The organism is Achromobacter sp. NPDC058515, from assembly GCF_042721735.1.
In the GTDB taxonomy this organism is placed as follows: Bacteria; Pseudomonadota; Gammaproteobacteria; order Burkholderiales; family Burkholderiaceae_B; genus Achromobacter.
Window position 1 is genome coordinate 1 of the sequence record NZ_JBHXNI010000024.1, and the last position, 17983, is coordinate 17983.

General features: G+C 66.2%; 15 protein-coding genes and 1 pseudogene. 4 read left to right on the forward strand and 12 right to left on the reverse strand.

Translation table 11 applies throughout. The features are described 5' to 3' along the window. The 8 genes and pseudogenes from ACFWP0_RS28130 to ACFWP0_RS28165 all read right to left on the reverse strand — a co-directional run. Positions 1–128 (reverse strand): annotated as a pseudogene (locus tag ACFWP0_RS28130) (type VI secretion system tube protein Hcp); the annotation flags it as partial. Positions 129–564: 436 nt separating this feature from the next. After that, a complete protein-coding gene (gene fba, locus ACFWP0_RS28135) occupies positions 565–1629 on the reverse strand; it encodes a class II fructose-bisphosphate aldolase (RefSeq protein WP_377847873.1) in 1065 nt (354 codons plus the stop codon). A 217-nt stretch (positions 1630–1846) separates the two neighbouring features. Continuing rightward, on the reverse strand, positions 1847–3286 hold the full coding sequence (locus ACFWP0_RS28140; protein WP_377847874.1) for an amidase: 1440 nt from the start codon (positions 3284–3286) through the stop codon (positions 1847–1849). Beyond that, a complete protein-coding gene (locus tag ACFWP0_RS28145) occupies positions 3279–4910 on the reverse strand; it encodes an ABC transporter ATP-binding protein (protein WP_377847876.1) in 1632 nt (543 codons plus the stop codon). Before ACFWP0_RS28145 ends, ACFWP0_RS28140 begins: the two co-directional genes overlap by 8 nt. Then, positions 4910–5749 carry an ABC transporter permease gene (locus ACFWP0_RS28150; protein WP_377847878.1) on the reverse strand — a complete coding sequence of 280 codons (840 nt, stop codon included), beginning with the start codon at positions 5747–5749 and terminating at the stop codon, positions 4910–4912. The genes ACFWP0_RS28145 and ACFWP0_RS28150 overlap by 1 nt, the downstream gene beginning before the upstream one ends. After that, positions 5746–6723 (reverse strand): ABC transporter permease, encoded by a 978-nt coding sequence (locus tag ACFWP0_RS28155; protein ID WP_377847879.1) that lies wholly within the window; start codon positions 6721–6723, stop codon positions 5746–5748. The genes ACFWP0_RS28150 and ACFWP0_RS28155 overlap by 4 nt, the downstream gene beginning before the upstream one ends. Further along, on the reverse strand, positions 6720–8324 hold the full coding sequence (locus ACFWP0_RS28160) for an ABC transporter substrate-binding protein (RefSeq protein ID WP_377847881.1): 1605 nt from the start codon (positions 8322–8324) through the stop codon (positions 6720–6722). Before ACFWP0_RS28160 ends, ACFWP0_RS28155 begins: the two co-directional genes overlap by 4 nt. A gap of 40 nt (positions 8325–8364) precedes the next feature. Further along, entirely contained in the window at positions 8365–9687 is a 1323-nt protein-coding gene (locus tag ACFWP0_RS28165; protein WP_377847882.1) for an ArgE/DapE family deacylase, read from the reverse strand. 229 nt (positions 9688–9916) lie between these two features. Here ACFWP0_RS28165 and ACFWP0_RS28170 point away from each other — a divergent pair, with 229 nt between their 5' ends. After that, positions 9917–10690, forward strand: coding sequence for an IclR family transcriptional regulator (locus ACFWP0_RS28170; RefSeq protein ID WP_377847884.1), 774 nt, complete (start codon positions 9917–9919; stop codon positions 10688–10690). A gap of 174 nt (positions 10691–10864) precedes the next feature. Beyond that, positions 10865–12466, forward strand: coding sequence for an ABC transporter substrate-binding protein (locus ACFWP0_RS28175; RefSeq protein ID WP_377847885.1), 1602 nt, complete (start codon positions 10865–10867; stop codon positions 12464–12466). A 52-nt stretch (positions 12467–12518) separates the two neighbouring features. Here ACFWP0_RS28175 and ACFWP0_RS28180 read toward each other — a convergent pair whose 3' ends face one another. Next, the gene (locus ACFWP0_RS28180; RefSeq protein WP_377847887.1) at positions 12519–13418 is read right to left on the reverse strand and encodes an SMP-30/gluconolactonase/LRE family protein; all 900 of its coding nucleotides are present in this window, start codon (positions 13416–13418) and stop codon (positions 12519–12521) included. 357 nt (positions 13419–13775) lie between these two features. On the opposite strand from ACFWP0_RS28180, the gene ACFWP0_RS28185 reads away from it, so the two are divergent. After that, on the forward strand, positions 13776–15068 hold the full coding sequence (locus tag ACFWP0_RS28185; RefSeq protein WP_377847888.1) for a dicarboxylate/amino acid:cation symporter: 1293 nt from the start codon (positions 13776–13778) through the stop codon (positions 15066–15068). Between the two features lie 135 nt (positions 15069–15203). Next, on the forward strand, positions 15204–15593 hold the full coding sequence (locus ACFWP0_RS28190) for a hypothetical protein (protein WP_377847890.1): 390 nt from the start codon (positions 15204–15206) through the stop codon (positions 15591–15593). A gap of 24 nt (positions 15594–15617) precedes the next feature. Here ACFWP0_RS28190 and ACFWP0_RS28195 read toward each other — a convergent pair whose 3' ends face one another. The 3 genes from ACFWP0_RS28195 to ACFWP0_RS28205 all read right to left on the reverse strand — a co-directional run bounded on the left by ACFWP0_RS28195 (position 15618) and on the right by ACFWP0_RS28205 (position 17981). Further along, positions 15618–16052 (reverse strand): hypothetical protein, encoded by a 435-nt coding sequence (locus ACFWP0_RS28195; RefSeq protein ID WP_377847891.1) that lies wholly within the window; start codon positions 16050–16052, stop codon positions 15618–15620. A 165-nt stretch (positions 16053–16217) separates the two neighbouring features. Then, positions 16218–16760, reverse strand: a complete 543-nt coding sequence (locus tag ACFWP0_RS28200) for an MOSC domain-containing protein (RefSeq protein ID WP_377847893.1) — start codon at positions 16758–16760, stop codon at positions 16218–16220. A 21-nt stretch (positions 16761–16781) separates the two neighbouring features. After that, positions 16782–17981 carry an alpha-D-ribose 1-methylphosphonate 5-triphosphate diphosphatase gene (locus ACFWP0_RS28205; protein WP_377847894.1) on the reverse strand — a complete coding sequence of 400 codons (1200 nt, stop codon included), beginning with the start codon at positions 17979–17981 and terminating at the stop codon, positions 16782–16784. Positions 17982–17983: the final 2 nt, after the last annotated feature.

The window sequence follows — 17983 nt, forward strand, 5'->3', positions numbered from 1 at the left end:
TCTTGCACGAGGATCTGGTCTTCGTGGCCTTCCACGTAGACGTTGCCGACCGAGTCGGCGGTGAAGGCGCCCTGGGTGATGTTGCCCTGGGTTTTGCCGGTGATGCTGATGTAGGCGGGGGTAGGCATGACGGACTCCGTTGTCGTCGTAAAGGCCCCGAAGGGCCGGAAAGCTTCCCGAAGGAGGCGGTGCGACGACATATGCAAAATCCGTGCCAAGTTAATGAATAAAAAATAACCCCATTAAAATCAAGCGCTTGAAAAGCGAACAAACCCCTTTCTAGTTGCTTATCAAAACCAGAGTGTCAAAAACCCGCGATTTTCACGAAAAATCGGGCCAAATTTGACCCGCTTTTTTCTAAGTGATTGATAAATAAGGAACCGCACCGGGCCAAATTTGACCCGGTCGGGTCAAATTTGGCTCGTTCTATCTGCCAGAACGATTTTGAACCCGCAAAGAAGCGTTCGGTCTTGGACCATCCCGCAACAAAAAAAAGGGCTGGCCCGCAAGGACCAGCCCTCTTTCCTGTGCCGCCGCCCCTGAAGGGGCTTTGGCGCGGATGGCTTACTGCACCACTTGGGACAGCTTGCCCGATGCGTACTGCGCGGCGATTTCGGTCAGCGGCTGCGCCTTGATCTTGCTGGCGTTGCCGGCGGTGCCGAATTCCGTGTAGCGAGCCACACAGATGGCCTTGGCGGCGGCGCGCGCGGGCTTCAGGTATTCGCGCGGGTCGAACTTTTCGGGGTTTTCGGCGAAGAAGCGGCGGATCGCGCCGGTCATGGCCAGACGGATATCGGTGTCGATATTGATCTTGCGCACGCCGTACTTGATGGCTTCCTGGATTTCCTCGACGGGCACGCCGTAGGTTTCCTTCATGTTGCCGCCGAATTCGCGGATTTCGGCCAGCAGTTCCTGCGGCACGCTGGAGCTGCCGTGCATCACCAGGTGGGTGTTGGGCAGGCGGGCGTGGATTTCCTTGATGCGGGAGATCGACAGGATGTCGCCGGTAGGCTTGCGCGTGAACTTGTAGGCGCCGTGGCTGGTGCCGATGGCGATGGCCAGGGCGTCGAGCTGCGTGCGGCGCACGAAGTCGGCGGCTTGTTCCGGGTCGGTCAGCAGCTGGTCCATGGTCAGCTTGCCGTCGGCGCCGTGGCCGTCTTCCTTGTCGCCTTCCATGGTTTCCAGGGAACCCAGGCAGCCGAGTTCGCCTTCAACGGTCACGCCCAGCTTGTGCGCGATGTCCACGACCTTCTTGGTCACTTCGACGTTGTAGTCGTAGTCGGCGATGGTCTTGCCGTCTTCCTTGAGCGAACCGTCCATCATGACGCTGGAGAATCCCAGGTCGATGGCGCCTTGGCAGACCTTGGGGGACTGGCCGTGATCCTGGTGCATGACCACGGGGATGTGGGGGTAGGATTCAACGGCGGCCTGGATCAGGTACTTCAGGAAGCCTTCGCCCGCGTATTTGCGCGCGCCGGCCGAGGCCTGCATGATCACCGGGCTGTCGGTCTCCGCCGCGGCTTCCATGATGGCCTGGACCTGTTCCAGGTTATTGACGTTGAAAGCCGGAATGCCGTAGCCGTGCTCGGCGGCGTGGTCGAGCAACTGGCGCATGGAGACTAGGGCCATGAGTGGTCCTCCTTAGGTACTGTTTATTGAAAGATGGTTGAAGTCCTGCTGAATGGGGTGATTTTACGGGGGAATCGCGGAAAGGTCTTGCAACCGCCGGTATCCTATCCCTTCAGTCGATGCCGAAGGCTCAAGGCGGGCCGGTCCTCGCCGCTTGGGATGGGCGGCCGCCCTACCCCGAACGGAGGATGGGCGGGGCCGGGCCCCGCCCCCGTCCCTAGGCCGCCTGGGGCACGGCGATCCGTCCGGCCCAGGGCTGGGCCGTCTCCAGCTGGGCCGACAGGGCCAGCACCACGTCTTCACGGCCATAGCGGCCGACCACCTGCACACCCACCGGCAGGCCGGCGGCGGTCCAGGCCAGCGGCAGGCTGGCGGCCGGCTGCCCGGACGCGTTGAACGCCGCGGAGAACGTGCCGTAGGTGGCGACCTTGCGGCGGAAGTCCAGGAACGAGCCCTTCGCGGTGGAGAGCTCGCCCAGCTTCACGGGCAACTGGGTCAAGGACGGCGACAGGATGGCGTCGTAGCCCGCCATGTAACCGTCCAGGATGCGGCCGATGGCATGGAAGCGGTTCACGCTGCCGATGTACTGCGCCGCCGGCAGCGTCTTGCCATGTTCGTAGCCCTGGCGCAGCACCGGTTCCAGGTCATCGTCGCGCAGCGCCTGGCCGGTCAGTCCCAGGCGGGTGTCCACCGACAGCACGATATTGCCGGCCAGCACATTGGCATGGGCCAGCACGAACGCCTCGTAGTCGATGTCCGGCGGCGCGCCGTCGACAACCTCGTGTCCCAGTTCCCGGCACAGCGCCGCCGCGCGTTCGACGGCGGCGACGCATTCGAGCGCCACCGGAACGCCGTTCCAGGCGCTGCGCCAGACCACGATGCGCAGCTTGCGCGGCGGCTCGGCCAGGGTTTGCAGATAGGACGCGGGCGCGGGCGGGGCCGCATAGGGCGCGCCCGGTTCATGGCCGCCGATGGCGTCCAGCGCCGCCGCAGTGTCGCGCACCGAGCGCGACAGCACGCCATCGGTCGCCAGGCCGCCCCAGCCTTCGCCGCGGAACGGCCCCATGGGCACGCGCCCGCGCGAGACCTTCAGGCCGTAGACGCCGCAGGCGGCCGCCGGGATGCGGATCGAGCCGCCGCCGTCGCTGCCATGGGCCAGCGGCACGATGCCCGCGGCGACCGCCGCCGCCGCGCCGCCGCTGGAGCCGCCGGACGAGCGGGTCGGGTCCCAGGGGTTGCGGGTGGGGCCGCCGTTGCGCGCAGCTTCGGTGGTGGGCGCCATGCAGAATTCCGGCACCGTGGTGCGCGCGAACGGGATCAGGCCGGCGGCTTCAAAGCGGTCGGCCAGCGTGGCGTTGCGGGTGTAGGCCGTATCGTTGAGCAGGCGCGAACCCAGGCTGGACGGAAAGCGCGTGTGCGCCAGCCCGGAATCCTTCAACAGAAAGGGGATGGCGCCGAACGCCCCCCGGGGCTGCCAGCCGCGCGCCACGTCCAGCGATTCTTCATAGCGCTCATAGCACAGCGCATTCATCGCCGGCGCGCGTTCCTGCGCCAGCTTGATGGCGCAGGCCATCAGGTTCTCAGCACTGACTTCGCGCCGCGCCAGCAAGTCGGCCAGCGCCAGCCCGTCCAGCATCTGATACTCGGTGTCACGCATACTGCTTGCTCCAGGTTGAGGGGTCCGTCAGCGCCTCCAGGTCCGGCTTGTTCCAGGCCTTGCCCGGCACCGAATCGATCAGGCGGCGCGTGTATTCATGTTGGGGGTGATAGAAAATCGTGGCGGCGCGGTCCAGCTCCACCAGCTGGCCTTGCCGCATCACGGCGATGCGGTCGCATATCTGGGCCGCGACGCGCAGGTCGTGCGTGATGAAGAGCACCGACAGGTCGAACTGCCCGCTCACGGTCTTGAGCAGATCCAGCACCTGCGCCTGGATCGACACGTCCAGCGCGGAGACGGCCTCGTCGGCCACCAGCAGCCTAGGCTTGAGCGCCAGCGCGCGGGCGATGCCGACCCGCTGGCGCTGTCCCCCCGAGAACTGGTGCGGATAGCGGTCGCCGGCATCCCCGCCCAGGCCCACCAGCTCCAGCAGTTCGCGCGCCTCGCGCAGCGCGGTCTTGCGGTTCTCGCCGAAGGCGATCGGCCCCTGCGCCACCGCTTCGATGACGCGGTGGCGCGGGTTCAGGGACGCATACGGGTCCTGGAACACCATCTGAATCTGGCGGCGGTAGGGACGGAAGTCGCGCGGCTTCATGCCCACCAGTTCCCGGCCTTCCATGCGCACGCTGCCGCTGTCGGGCGAGATCAGCCCGATCAGCGTGCGTCCGAGCGTGGACTTGCCCGAGCCGGACTCGCCGACCAGCCCCAGGGTTTCGCCCTGCCGGATCTCCAGCGAGATGTCGCGCAGCGCGTCGACTCGTCGCCCGCCGGTGGCGAAGGTCTTGCACAGCCTGTCCACGACCATCAGCGGCGGCGCGGCGGCGGCCTCGTCCTTGCCCTCGGGCTTGTGCGGCACGGCCGCGATCAGCTGTCGGGTATACGGGTGCCGCGGGCGGTTCAGGATGTCTTCGGCCACGCCCGACTCCACCACGGCGCCCTTGCGCATCACCACGATGCGGTCGGCGATGTCGGCCACGACGCCGAAATCGTGGGTGATGAAGATGACGCCGATGCCCATGCGGCGCTGGATGTCCTTGATCAGGTCCAGGATCTGCGCCTGCGTGGTGACGTCCAGCGCGGTCGTGGGCTCGTCGGCGATCAGCACATCGGGCTCCAGCGCCAGCGCCATCGCGATCACGACGCGCTGGCGCTGTCCGCCCGAGAGCTGGAACGGAAAGGCGTCGTACATGGCCAGCGGATCGGGCAGCAGCACCTGGCCGAACAGCTCCAGCACCCGCTGCTTGCGGGCGGCGACGCTCAGCGTGGTGTGGCGCTCCAGCACTTCGTCCACCTGGCGCCCCACGCGCATGATGGGATTGAGCGCCGTCATGGGCTCCTGGAACACCATGCCGAAACACCGGCCGCGCAGGCCATGCCAGTCGGTGGCCGACAGGCCGACCAGGTCGCGCCCGCCGTACAGGATCTGGCCCTGCGTGACGCCAAGCTGGTCCGCCGGCAGCAGGCCCATGATGGCGTGCGCCGTCACCGACTTGCCCGAGCCCGACTCGCCCACCACGCACAGGATCTCGTTGCGGTTCACGGTGTAGGACACGCCCTGCACCACCGTGGGCCCGCCATGCGCGGCCGTCACGCTGAGATCGCGGATTTCAAGCAGCGCGCTCATCACGTCGTCCTCCTGCGGGCCAGTTTGGGATTGAGGGCGTCGTTGAGCGCCTCGCCGATCAGGTTGAGCGACAGCACCGTCATCAGGATCGCCACGCCGGGAAACACGCTCATCCACCAGGCGTCGCGCAGCACGCTGCGCGAGGCGCCGATGATGTAGCCCCAGGTCATGGCGTTGGGATCGCCCAGGCCCAGGAAGCTCAGCGCGGATTCCAGCAGGATGGAGCTGGCGATCATCAGGGAGCCCGACACGATGACGGGCGACAGGCTGTTGGGCAGGATCTGCGTGAGGATGATGCGCAGGTTCGACTGGCCGGAGAGCATCGCGGCCTGCACGAACTCGCGGTTCTTCAGGCTCATGAATTCCGCCCGCACCAGGCGCGCCAGCGGCGGCCAGGACACGACGGCGATCGCGAAGATGACCGTGGCCATGTTGGGCGTGAGGATCGCCACCAGCACCACGGCCAGGAAGAAGCTGGGGATGGTCTGGAACAGCTCGATGAAGCCCACGATGGCCTGGTCCACGCGCCCGCCGTAGAACCCGGCCAGCGCGCCGACGGTGATGCCCAGCAGGATGGACACCGCCGTGGACACCGCGGCCAGCATCAGGGTGATGCGCGAGCCATAGGCGATGCCGGTGGCGATGTCGCGGCCCAGCGTGTCGGTGCCCAGCAAGGCGCCTTCGGACAGCGGCGGCATGAAGGGGCCATTGATGATGTCCCACGGGCTGTCGGGAAAGATCCAGCTCGCGGTGATCGCCACCAGCGTCACCAGGGCCAGCACGGCCAGGCCCATGATGCCGCCCTTGTTGCGGCAAAACGATTGCATGAACGCTTTCATTTGAGTTCGATCCTGGGATCCGCCACCGTGTACAGAATGTCGGTGACGAGGTTGACCACGACCACGATCAGGGAGGCCATGAAGAACACGCCGAGCAGCACGCTGTAGTCGCGCTGGATCAGCGCGTCGAACGCCAGCCGCCCGATGCCGGGCCACGCAAAGACCGTTTCCACCAGCAGCGACCCGCCGATCAGCCCGCCCGCCTGGATGCCCGCGTAGGTGATGACCGGCAGCAGCGCATTGCGCAGCACGTGGCGCACGATCACCGTGCGTTCGGACAGGCCCTTGGCGCGCGCCGTCTTCACGAAGTCCAGCTGGCTGATCTCAAGAATGGAGGCGCGCGTCAGCCGGGCGTAGACCGCCATGTAGAACATGCCCAGGGTCAGCGCCGGCAGCAGCAGGTGCTTGGCCACGTCGGCCACGCGGGCCAGCCCGGTCAGGTTGGCGCCGACGCTCTCGTAGCCGAAGGCGGGCAGCCATTCCAGGTTCACGGAGAACAGCAGCACCAGCATCAGCCCCACCCAGAACAGCGGGGTGGCGTAGGCCAGCATCGACAGCGTCGTAATGACGGTATCGCCCCACTTCCCCACCCGCAGCGCGGCCTGCGTGCCCAGGCTGACCCCCGCCAGCAGCGCAAAGGCGAAGGCCGACAGGGTCAGCAGCAGGGTGGCGGGCAGGTGCTGCAGGATCAGGCTGGAGACCGAGGCCTGCTGGCGGTAGGAGTAGCCCAGGTCGAACGTGGCGACGTTCTTGAGGTACTGCCCCAGCTGCACCGCGATCGGCTTGTCCAGCCCGAACTCCTGGCGCAGCTTGGCGATGAACTCGGCGTCCACCGCGCCCGACTGGCCCGCCAGGATTTCGGCCGGGTCGCCCGGCGCGGCCCGCACCAGGAAGAAGTTAAAGAGCGCGATCATCAGCAGAACCAGGACGCTCTTGACCACCCGGTTCGCCAGGAATTTGGCGATCTTCTTCATTCTTTGGACAGCCAGGTGTCGCTCTGCGTGTCCACCACGCCCAGCGCGGTCGTCACCGCGTCATGCACTCGCTTGTTCAGCAGGGTCGAATAGTTGGTGTCGGCCAGCCACAGCACCGGCACGTCTTCCACCAGGATGCGCTGCACTTCGCTATACAGCGTCTGGCGCTCTTCGTCGGTGGCGGCCGTGGCGGCGGCATTGAACAGTTCGTCGACCTTGGGGTTGTTGTACTGGGAGGTGTTGGTGAACATCAGCCCCTTCTTGATGTTGCTGCCCAGATAGGTGCGCGAAACGCCGATGGCCGGGTCGCCGTACTGGAAGACCCCGTTGGACCCCATGTCGAAGTCCCAGTTGCCCACGCGGCTGGTCCAGCCGCCCACGTCGGTGTTCTCCAGCGTCACGGCCACGCCGATCTTGGCGAGGTTCTGCTTGATGTATTCGGCGACGCGGCGCTGCATCTCGCCGTAGGGCAGCGGGATCAGGCCGACCGAGGCGCGCACGCCCTTGGCGTCCGGCTTCAGGCCCATCTCGTCCAGCAGGGCGATGGCCTTCTTGGGATCGTACGGATACTGCTTGACGTTGCCGTCATAAAAGCGCGTGTTGTGATGGATGGGGCCGGTGGCGACCGTGCCCGAGCCGAACATGATCTTGTCGGCGATGAACTGGCGGTTGATGCCGTACATCAGCGCCTGGCGGAAACGCTTGTCCGCGAACGGCTGGCGGCCGCCGTTCAGCTCTATCCACTGCATCGTGGACCAGTATTCATAGCCCTTGTGGGTCTGCGTGATGCCGGGCAGCTTGGCCACGCGCGCGACGTCCACGGGCTCGATGTCCTGCAGCCAGGCCTGCAGCACCGTGCCCTGCTCCAGCGCCACGCGGCGCGACGCGGAATCGGGAATCACGCGGTACGTGATGCCGTCCAGATACGGGCGGCCTTCCTTCCAGTAGTGCTCGTTCTTGACCAGTTCGACATAGGAACCGCGTTCCCAGCGCTTGAACTTGAACGGGCCGGTGCCGATGGGCGCGTTGTTGTTGGGGTTCTGTCCGATCGGCGTATCCACGTCGTACAGGTGCTTGGGCAGGATTGCGCCCCCGCCGATGTCGAAGGCGTACAGGAAGGCGGAATACGGCTGCTTCAGCTTGAAGACAACCGTCTGCGCGTCCGGCGCCGAGACCTCCTGCACATTGGCCATCAGGGTGCGCGTACGCGGCGTGTTGGCAAGCACCTTGGTGTAGGTGAACACCACGTCGTCCGACGAAAACGGCTTGCCGTCATGCCACTGCACCTTGGGCTGCAGGTGGAAGGTGTAGGTCAGGCGGTCCGCGGACACGTCCCAGGACCTGGCCAGGCCTGGCTGCGGCTTCAGGTCGAAGGAATAGGTCAGCAGGCTTTCGAAGATTTTTCCGGCCACCAATTGCGTGCTGGCCACTTGCTGGACCGCCACGTTCAAGGTGGGCGGTTCCGGGCTAAGGATGGCCGTCAGGATGCCGCCGTACTGCGGCGTTTCGGCGGCGTGCGCCAGGGGCGCGGCAAGGGACAGCAGGCTGGCGGCGGCCAGGGCGCAACGCGCCAGGACCCGCCGGGCGGTATGGGATTTCATGGCTGGAATTCCGTATTGGAAAAGAGGGCCGAGGACCGGCTCAGGCTTGCAGCGGCTCGACGCCGCACCAGTCGTGGATGAAGAGCGCCAGCGAGGTCGCCACGCGCACCATGCTGTCCACCGACACGCATTCGTTGAAGCCGTGCACGTTCTGGACCTTGGGGCCGTAGCAGGTCACCGGCACATCCATCATCAGGCGGAAATGGCGGCCGTCGGTGGTCGCGGTCAGCGCCGTGGGCTGCGGCAATTCGCCGGCTACGCGGCGGTGCGCGTCGGCCAGCAACTGCATGGCGGGCACGTCCAGGTCGTATTCGCAGCCGGGCGCATGGAAGCCTTCGTAGCGGATGTCGATGCGCACATCGCTGTCGGTCAGGCTGGCCTGGACCGCGCGGATGCGCGCTTCCACCAATTGCTTGGCGGCCTCGATGGTCATGTCCGGGTAGCAGGCGATGCGCATGCCCAGCGTGCAGACGCTGGGCACCGACGAGTTCCAGTCGCCGGCGTGGATCTGGCCCAGGTTGAAATTGATGGGGTGCGCGTGTTCGCGATAGGCCGGGTGCCGGTTTTCCGGCAGGTTCCATTCGTGCTCTAGCGCTTTCATCGCGTCGACGATGCGCAGGCCGGTCTCGACCGGGTTGACGCCGGTGGTCATGTAGGCCGCGTGCGCGGGCCGGCCCACGATGTCCACATACATCCAGTACACGCCAAGCTGGGCGCTCATCATGCGCTCATGCGTGGGTTCGGGGATGACCACGGCGTCGAACGCGCTGAGCTTGGCCGCGGCGATGGCGCTTTGCAGCGCCGAGACCGTGGCCAGGGTGCCGTTGCCGGTGTTCTCTTCTTCCAGCACGCCGTTAAAGCCCACCGCGCCGGCCGGCTGCATGCCCAGGTCCCGCAGGGCCTTGAACGCGGCCAGCGCGCAGATGATGCCCGCCTTCATGTCGCCTGCCCCGCGGCCGTACAGCCAGCCGTCGCGCAGCTCGCCATCGAAGGGCGCGGGGTCCCAAAGTTCATGCGGGCCGGTGGGCACCACGTCCAGGTGGCCGTTGAACAGCACGGCGCGGCCGCCGGCGCCGCGCGGCTCGTGGCGCGCCAGCACGTTGTAGCGGCCGCCGTCGGGGCAGCAGGCGGGCGAATACAGCGGCAGGTTCTTGAGTTCTTCGGTGCGCAGCGCAATCCGCTCGGACGCGAGGCCCAGGTCGGCCAGGGCGTCTTCCAGGAATTGGGCGGCGGACATTTCCTGGCCGGGCAGGCTGCGGCACTGCACGAATCCCGTCAGCGTGTCGGTCATGTACTGGCGAAGTTTGCCCACGGCTTCGGCGATTTGAGTCTGGTCCAGGCTGGCTGCTGCGACGGCGGTCATTGCGCTTCCCTTGTCGAGTATGAAATCCTCAATATCTTGAGTATCAATAGTTGATACTTAGATATCTATATTTGGCATGATAGAGTTCGCGAAAGCGCGGGGCAATACGGAAACATGGGTGATTTCCCTAGCCCTGCCGGAAAACACTTGCCGCTACATTGCGTATCCGCGCGCCGATCGCGCGCCGATTGCCTAGGCCGCAAAACTAAAAGAACTGGAGTAGATCAACATGGCCACAACCGAGACCCGGTTCAACCAATCCCTGGCGAAAGGCTTCGGCATCCTGGAGGCTTTTTCCAGCCACCCCGGGCCGCTCAGCCTGAACGAGCTCACGGAACTGTCGGGGCTGGACCGCAGCTCAACCCAGCGCATGCTGCACACGCTGGTGGCGCTGGGCTACCTGGAACGCGGCAGCAACCAGCGCGGCTATGTGCTGGGCAAGAAGATCCTGGACCGCACATTCGACTTCCTGCGCAGCCATCCGCTCCTGGAACGCGCCACCCCCATCCTGGAGCAACTGCAGCAGGAATGCGGCGAACGCGTCGACCTGAGCCTGTTCGACGACCTGACCATCGTCTACGCGCTGCGCCGCCAGACCAAGCGCCAGACCTTCTACGCCACGCTGGTGGGCCGGCGCATGCCCACGTTCTCGTCGTCGGGCGGCCGCGCGATCATGTCGCACCTGGCCGACGCCGAAGTCGACGACATCCTGGCGCGCAGCGACTTGCGGCCGCTGACCCCCAAGACCATTACCGACCCCGACCTGATCCGCGAGCGCGTGCACGACGCGCGGGTGCAGGGCTATGCCATCTGCCTGGAAGAAAGCATGGTGGGCGAGATCGTGCTGGCCAGCGCCGTGGTCGACCACAGCGGCCGCCCGCTGGCCGCCATCCACATTTCCGGCCTGCTGGCGGAATGGACGCTGGAGTCCTTTACCCAACGCTTCAGCTCGCTGGCCGTCTCGGCCGCGCGCGCGCTCAGCGGCCGGCCCAACCGCAACTGACGGCGCGGCCCTCGTCCCGTTCGCGGGAAATCCCTAGCGCCCGCCGCCTTGCGCGGGCGGGCGCGCTGCTGCACCATAAGCCGCTTGGATTCTTTAGTATCAATATTTGATACTGAAGACTTAACGAAATAGCGGCCCAAGGCAAGACATGGCCGCCACCCAAGGAGGTTTGCCTTGAAGTGCAATATCGTCCGCCGCGCCCTGGTGCAGGGTCTGCTGGCCGCCGCCGCGATCGCCGCCGCTCCCGTCGTCTCCGCCGCCGACCCCCAACCGCAGTACGGCGGCGTCCTGACCGCCATCCTGAATCCCGAGCCGCCTAACCTGAACGTGGCCATGCAGCAGGTGGGCACCACGCAGATGGTGGCGGGGAAAGTCTACGAGAGCCTGCTGACGTATTCCTTCGACCTGAAGCCGATGCCCAGCCTGGCCAGGTCCTGGGACGTGTCCGCCGACCAGCTGACCTACACGTTCCACTTGCAGCCCAATGCGCAATGGCACGACGGCAAGCCCTTCACGTCGGCCGACGTGCTGTTCTCGTACAAGCAGATCCTGGCCAACACGCCGCGCACGCGTTCGCTGATGCGCTACATCCAGGACATCGCGGCACCCGACGCGCACACCGTGGTGTTCCACTTGAAGGAGCGCTATTCCGCCTTTCTGTATGCGTTCGATATCGGCGGCGGGGTGATCCTGCCCAAGCACCTGTACGACGTGGACACGCCGCTGGCGCAGAACCCGCACAACAACGCGCCCGTCGGCACGGGGCCCTTCAAGTTCAAGCGCTGGGAGCGCGGGTCCTACATCGAACTGGTCAGGAACGAGCACTACTGGAAAGAGGGCCGCCCCTACCTGGACGGCATCACCTACCGCGTGATTCCGGACGCGGCCTCGCGCCGGCTGGCGCTGGAGCAGCGCACGGTGCAGCAGGCCTGGCTGCAGGACATCGAACCCTTCGACATGCCGCGCGTGGCCAAGCTGGCGCACATCAATGTCACGCAAAAGGGCTACGAATACTGGTCCACCCTGCACTGGATCGAAATGAACGAGGCGCGCAAGCCGATGGACGACAAGCGCTTCCGGCAGGCGGTCATGTACGCCATCGACCGCGAATTCATTGCCAAGCGCATCATGTTCGGGATGGGCGCCGTGTCGACCGGCCCGTTCCATCGCAACACGCGCTTCTACGATCCCAACATCAAGCAGTACCCCTACGATCCGAAGAAGGCCATCGCCCTGCTGGACGAAATGGGCCTGAAGCCGGACGCCAAGGGCGTGCGCGTGAAGCTGGGGCTGATACCCAATCCCTATGGCGAAATGCAGCGCCGCATCGCCGAATACACCAAGCAAAGCCTGGGCAAGGTGGGCATCGCCATCGACATCGAAAGCACGGACGTCGGCGGCTGGACCTCGCGCATGGGCAACTGGGACTTCGACATGGCCTATAACGGCGTGTTCCAGTATGGCGACCCGGCCATCGGCGTGTCGCGCACCTATGTCAGCAGCAATATCAAGAAGGGGCTGGCGTTCACCAACACCTCGCAGTACCGCAACCCCAAGGTGGACGAGCTGTTCGACCAGGCCGCCACCGCCCCCACGGACGAGGAGCGCCAGCGCCTGTACACCGAAGTGCAGAAAATCCTGGCCGAGGACGTGCCGCTAGCCTGGATCGACGACACCAACTACTCCACCTTCCTGGACAAGCGCGTGCATGGCGCCATCGCCACGGGCCTGGGCGCCGTGGATACCTACGCGGACGCCTGGCTGGCGCCGAAGTAGGCCTGTGGACCCGCCAGGCCCGCGGCGGGGCGGGTCCACAGGCCCCGGAAGCCTAGGGCCTGCCGGCGTGCGGCACGTCCACCCGCGCCATCAGTATCCGGGCCTCGGGCTTGGCCCGCCGGTTGGCCTCGATGAAGTCCGGCGCGGCCGCCATGAACAGGGTCCGGCCGTCCGGTCCGCCCAGGGCGGCAGCGAAGATGCCGAACTCGCCGGTGTCGATCTGCTCCAGGATCTTGCCGCCGCGCGCCACGCGCACGATGCGCTTGCCGATGGCGTCGGCCACCCAGATCGCCCCTTCCGCGTCCATCGCGCCGCCGTCCGGCGCAATGGCCGACGCGGCGATCACCGCGGACAGGTCGTCGCTGGCCGGCAACTCCCCGAAATTGGCCCAGTCCCGGCGCGGACCCAGCGCGCCGTTGGGCTGGATGTCGAACTCGGAAATGCGGTTGCCGAAGGTTTCGTTGACGATCAGGGTCTTGCCGTCCGGCGTGATGAACGACCCATTGGGAAAGCACAGCCCGTCCGCCACCACCTGCGCCACGCCGTCCGGATCCACCCGCACGAGGGTCGTGGTCCGGACCGGCGCGCCGGCCATGATGTCGAAGCCGAAATTGCCCACGTAGGCCCTGCCCTGCGCATCCACCACCATGTCGTTGATGTGCCCGCCGGTCAGCGCGGACAGGTCGGCGTGGACCGACAGCGTGCCGTCCGTCTCGCGGCGCATCACCTTGCGGTCTTTCATGGACGAGATCAGCAAGCGGCCATCGGGCAGCCAGCCCAGGCCCGACGGCTGCTGCGGCACCAGGCAGATCCGGTCCACCGCGCCTTCCAGCGATACGGCGATGACCAGCCCGGTATAGAAGTCCGAGGCCCACAGGCGGCCCTCGCGCCAGCGCAACCCTTCCAGATAGGTGTATCCAGACGCCAGCACGGACAGTTCGCGATTCGGCATTGCTTAGTCTCCTTCGGTCGCCCCGGACGGGGCCGGTTCTTGGGGTTGCGGCCGGACGCCGGCGGCGAAGGCCGGCGCGCCCATTCTGGCATGCCTGCCGCCGTTGCGGGCAGGCGGCGGCGCGACACGGATTGCATACCGCCAGATGGCCGGACGCCCTGCCGCCTCCCCTCAATCCGTCCCCAAACTGACAACTAACTGTCAGGTTCGCGGCGTTAACATCGCGCCCCAAGGGTTAACCCGCGTAGTTTCCGGCGCCCTGGCATGTCCGTCACCGGACCGTCTTGCCCCGCCCCATGCCGGCGGGCCAGCCCCGCCTCGGGGCGCAGCGGCGGCTCCCCGTTATCCGTTTTGAACATGAACACTAAGAAGCTGACGCGTTATATCGGCATCGCCATGGTGCTGGGCATCGTGGTGGGCTATTTCTGCAACAAGTACGCGCAGAACCCGCAGGAGGCGGCGCAGATCGCCTCGTACTTCAGCCTCATCACGGACATCTTCCTGCGCATGATCAAGATGATCATCGCGCCGCTCGTGTTCGCCACCCTGGTGACCGGCCTGGCCAGCATGAGCGACGCGAGCGCCGTGGGCCGCATCGGCATGCGCGCCATGATCTGGTTCATCGCCGCTTCCGCCATCTCGCTGCTGCTGGGCCTGGCGCTGGTCAATATCTTCCAGCCGGGCGCGCATATGAACCTGGCGATTCCGGACGCGGGCCTGACTTCGGGCCTGAAGACGGGCGACTTCACGCTCAAGGCCTTCATCGCGCACGTATTCCCCAAGAGCATCGCCGAAGCCATGGCCAACAATGAGATCCTCCAGATCCTGGTGTTCTCGCTGTTCTTCGGCGCGGCGCTGTCGTTCATCCGCGGCAAGGGCCACAACACCATCTACAACATGATCGACGAGCTGGCCAAGATCATGTTCCGCGTGACCGACTATGTGATGCGCTTTGCGCCGGTGGGCGTGTTCGCCGCCATGGCCGCGGCCATCACCACGGAAGGCCTGGGCGTGCTGGTCAGCTACGGCAAGCTGATCGGCCAGTTCTACCTGGGCCTGGCCCTGCTGTGGGCCATTCTGTTCGGCGTCGGCTACCTGTTCCTGGGCAAGTCCACGCGCCGCCTGGGCGGCCTGATCAAGGAACCGACCCTGCTGGCCTTCTCCACCGCCAGCAGCGAATCGGCCTATCCCAAGACCATCGAGGCCCTGGAGCGTTTTGGCGTATCCAAGCGCATCTCGGGCTTTGTGCTGCCGCTGGGCTATTCGTTCAACCTGGACGGCTCGATGATGTACCAGTCCTTCGCGGTGCTGTTCATCGCGCAGGCCTACAACATCGAGATGAGCTTTGCGCAGCAACTGACGCTGCTGCTGGTGTTGATGGTGACCAGCAAGGGCATGGCCGGCGTGGCGCGCGCCTCGCTCGTCGTGGTGGCCGCGACGCTGCCGATGTTCCACCTGCCGGAAGCCGGCCTGCTGCTGATCATGGGCATCGACCAGTTCTTCGACATGGGCCGAACCGCGACCAACGTGGTGGGCAACAGCCTGGCCACGGCCGTCATCGCCAAGCTGGAAGGCAAGGAAGAGGATTTGCCCGCGGACGCCGCCGGGGAAGGCGCGCCGGCCAGTCCGCCCGCCACCCAGAACGCATAAGAAAAACGGGCCGCAAGGCCCGTTTTTTCTGGCTTTCCGCAAGCTTGACCGGCGGCGGCGCCGGGCGCAACATAAAAGCCCTTTTTCCACATACCGGCGCGGCGCGCATGGGCGCCTTGCCTTGCCCCCAATGCCATGAGCCCCCTGCCCATTCCTCGCGCCCTGGCGGCCGCCGCGCTTGCCGCGTGCGCCCTTGCCGCCGCCCCCGCCGCGCACGCCTGGACCCTCATTTCCTGCGACCTGTCCGGCATCGTGTCCAACCTGCCCGCCACGATGCGCCAGTTCCGCACTGATGGCACGGAACTGGCGCAGGTGATGTTCAGGCTGAAAGTGAAAGCCGCGGACATTCCGGACGGCGAGCGCGCCGACGGCGACTGCGCCCAGTTCTTGAACCGGGACGTGGACGTGGTGCTGGAGAATGTCGCCGCCCGCGCGATCCACAAGGGCAAGCCCCTGAAAGTGCGCTACCGCTACGACGAATCGCTGGGGCAGAGCCAGGCGACGAAGTACGAGCTGGCCCCTTAGGGCCGGCTCGCGGATGAGGCAGGCTTAATCGTTGACCGAGCAGGACACGGGCGTGCCGTCCTCGAATTCGACGTCATAGGTGTGCACCGGATCCCAGGGCAGCGTGAACCAGAGCTCATAGCCGTCGCCGTCCTCGTCGAACAGCCACAAGGCGCGCAGCACGGCCTTTTCAGCCATGGCTTCGGCGGTTTCTTCCTTCAGCAGCTGGTCGTCTTCGATGCCGAGCTTCTTGTATTGCTCGTACGAATAGTTGTCCAGCAGGAACTCGGCGGCCGCCAGGATCTGCTCGTCCAGATTGTCGATGATGGCCTTGACCACCTTGGACGCGGCGCCGTCGGGCTCTTCGCCGTCGGTCTGGATCATGACGTGGATGGGCGGGCGGCCTTCGCCCGCGGCGACGTTTTCGGCCGCCCACAGATCGGGCTCTTCGGGATCCTGCGTGAAATTGAATCGTGCCATCGTGCGCTCCGGAAAAGGGGGTAGCGAGCCGCGGAAGATGCGGCTTCGCCTTAGGCCGTTACGCCTTCCCGCCATTTAACCAGATGCCAGCCCCTCCGTCTGTCACTCCAGGGGATGTTTTTGCGCATGGAACCCAGGTCGAGGCTTCCTCCGGGGCACGTCGCCCTAGACGCGTTCCAGCGGCAAATGGGGAAGCTCCGGCAGCGCCACGCGGATGGCATCGCCCGCGCATACCGCGCCGCCCGTCACCACGATGGCCATCACGCCGGCGCGGCGCATCAGGCTGCCGTCGGCATGGCGGCCGAGCACGGCGGCGGTCAGGCCCTTCTGGTAGTTGTCCAGCTGCGCGCAGGGGTTGCGCAAGCCGGTGATTTCGACCACCGCCTCCCCACCGATATGCAGCCGCGCGCCGCGCGGCAGGCCCAGCAGGTCGATGCCGCGAGTCGTGATGTTCTCGCCCATCGTGCCTTCGGCCACGTTGAAGCCCGCTTCCTGGAGTTCGTCGTGCAGCTCGCCGTGGATCAGGTGGACCTGGCGCAGGTTCGGCTGCGTGGGATCGGCCCGGACCCTCGAACGGTGTTTGACGGTGACGCCCAGATGGGCGTCGCCCTCGACGCCCAGCCCCGCCAACAGCATGATGGCGGGCGCCACCGCCTTGCTGAACGTGTGCGCCTGGCTGAGCGCCACGGCAGTCACGATCGGATTCATCGCGCGTCTCCAGGAATCGACTCAGGCCGCCAGGCTCTGCGGTTCGCCCACCCTGCCCTCATGCGAGCGCACCGGCGGATAGTGGGTTGAGAATACCAGCCGGCCGGCCGACCAGGTGTGGCTGATCAGGGGCTGGGCGCCCACCTGGGCCACCGCCACCAGGTCCGCGCGCAGGCCGACCGCGATGCGGCCCCGGTCCGCCAGCCCGCAGGCGTCCGCCGGATTCCGGGTGACCAGTGCGATGGACTGCGACAAAGTCAGGTCCGTCTGCGCCGCCACCGCGAACGCGGCGGCGATCAACGTGGATGGCTGGTAGTCCGAGCACAGGCAGCTCGCCACGCCCGCCCGGATGGCGTCGATGGCGCGCATGGACCCGCTCTGGCTCTGGCCGCGCAGCACGTTGGGCGCGCCCAGGATGGTGGGCAGGCCGCAAGACACCGCCGCCCGCGCCGTATCCAGGGTGATGGGGAATTCGCTCATCGCCACGCCCAGGTTGCGCATCGTGGCGATGCGCTGGATTGAATCGTCGTCGTGGCTGGCCGTGGGGATGCCCAGCGCCTGCGCGTGCGACAGCAGCGATTCCACCCGCGCGACCGCGCCGTCCTTGGCGCGCGTCTTGGAGTGCGCCGCTTCCTCGGCCTGCTCGCGGCTCATCGCGTGATTGCCCATCATGTATTGCAGATAGGACTCCAGCGTCTTGAACTGGCCCTGGCCAGGCGAATGGTCCATCACCGACAGCAGGTCGACCACGCCCTCGTCCATCAGGGCGCGCAGCACGTCGACCGAGGTCTCGTCGGTGACTTCGTAGCGGCAATGGACGCGGTTGTCCACCAAGCTGTGGTCGCGGAAGGCGCGCACCGTGCGCACCACCTGCGCCGCCGTCTGGTTGTTGCGCACGCCCCATTCATTGTTGGCGAACGACAAGGCGTGATAGGGAGTCGTGATGCCCGCCGCCGCTTTGCGGCGGTCCACCTGCGCCACCGCGAAGTCCAGCGGGAACAGCACGCGCGAGCGCGGCTCGGCTTCCTTTTCGATGGCGTCGCAATGCAGGTCGATCAGGCCGGGCATCAGGGTCTGGCCCTGCAGGTCGATCTCCCGGTCCGCCTGCGCGCCGTCCGGCTCGATGGCGACGATGCGGCCGTCGTCAATCAGCACGGCGCTGTTTTCCAGGACGCGGTCGGGCAAGACCACGCGGGCATGGGTGAGATATGTGCTTTGCATGT

What these genes read in the sequence shown, in the direction of transcription:
- fba (WP_377847873.1), bottom strand. Translation starts at nt 1,629, where the DNA reads ATGGCCCTAGTCTCCATGCGCCAGTTGCTCGACCACGCCGCCGAGCAC.
- ACFWP0_RS28205 (WP_377847894.1), bottom strand. Translation starts at nt 17,981, where the DNA reads ATGCAAAGCACATATCTCACCCATGCCCGCGTGGTCTTGCCCGACCGC.
- ACFWP0_RS28200 (WP_377847893.1), bottom strand. Translation starts at nt 16,760, where the DNA reads ATGAATCCGATCGTGACTGCCGTGGCGCTCAGCCAGGCGCACACGTTC.
- ACFWP0_RS28160 (WP_377847881.1), bottom strand. Translation starts at nt 8,324, where the DNA reads ATGAAATCCCATACCGCCCGGCGGGTCCTGGCGCGTTGCGCCCTGGCC.
- ACFWP0_RS28180 (WP_377847887.1), bottom strand. Translation starts at nt 13,418, where the DNA reads ATGCCGAATCGCGAACTGTCCGTGCTGGCGTCTGGATACACCTATCTG.
- ACFWP0_RS28195 (WP_377847891.1), bottom strand. Translation starts at nt 16,052, where the DNA reads ATGGCACGATTCAATTTCACGCAGGATCCCGAAGAGCCCGATCTGTGG.
- ACFWP0_RS28150 (WP_377847878.1), bottom strand. Translation starts at nt 5,749, where the DNA reads ATGAAAGCGTTCATGCAATCGTTTTGCCGCAACAAGGGCGGCATCATG.
- ACFWP0_RS28165 (WP_377847882.1), bottom strand. Translation starts at nt 9,687, where the DNA reads ATGACCGCCGTCGCAGCAGCCAGCCTGGACCAGACTCAAATCGCCGAA.
- ACFWP0_RS28170 (WP_377847884.1), top strand. Translation starts at nt 9,917, where the DNA reads ATGGCCACAACCGAGACCCGGTTCAACCAATCCCTGGCGAAAGGCTTC.
- ACFWP0_RS28140 (WP_377847874.1), bottom strand. Translation starts at nt 3,286, where the DNA reads ATGCGTGACACCGAGTATCAGATGCTGGACGGGCTGGCGCTGGCCGAC.
- ACFWP0_RS28155 (WP_377847879.1), bottom strand. Translation starts at nt 6,723, where the DNA reads ATGAAGAAGATCGCCAAATTCCTGGCGAACCGGGTGGTCAAGAGCGTC.
- ACFWP0_RS28145 (WP_377847876.1), bottom strand. Translation starts at nt 4,910, where the DNA reads ATGAGCGCGCTGCTTGAAATCCGCGATCTCAGCGTGACGGCCGCGCAT.
- ACFWP0_RS28185 (WP_377847888.1), top strand. Translation starts at nt 13,776, where the DNA reads ATGAACACTAAGAAGCTGACGCGTTATATCGGCATCGCCATGGTGCTG.
- ACFWP0_RS28190 (WP_377847890.1), top strand. Translation starts at nt 15,204, where the DNA reads ATGAGCCCCCTGCCCATTCCTCGCGCCCTGGCGGCCGCCGCGCTTGCC.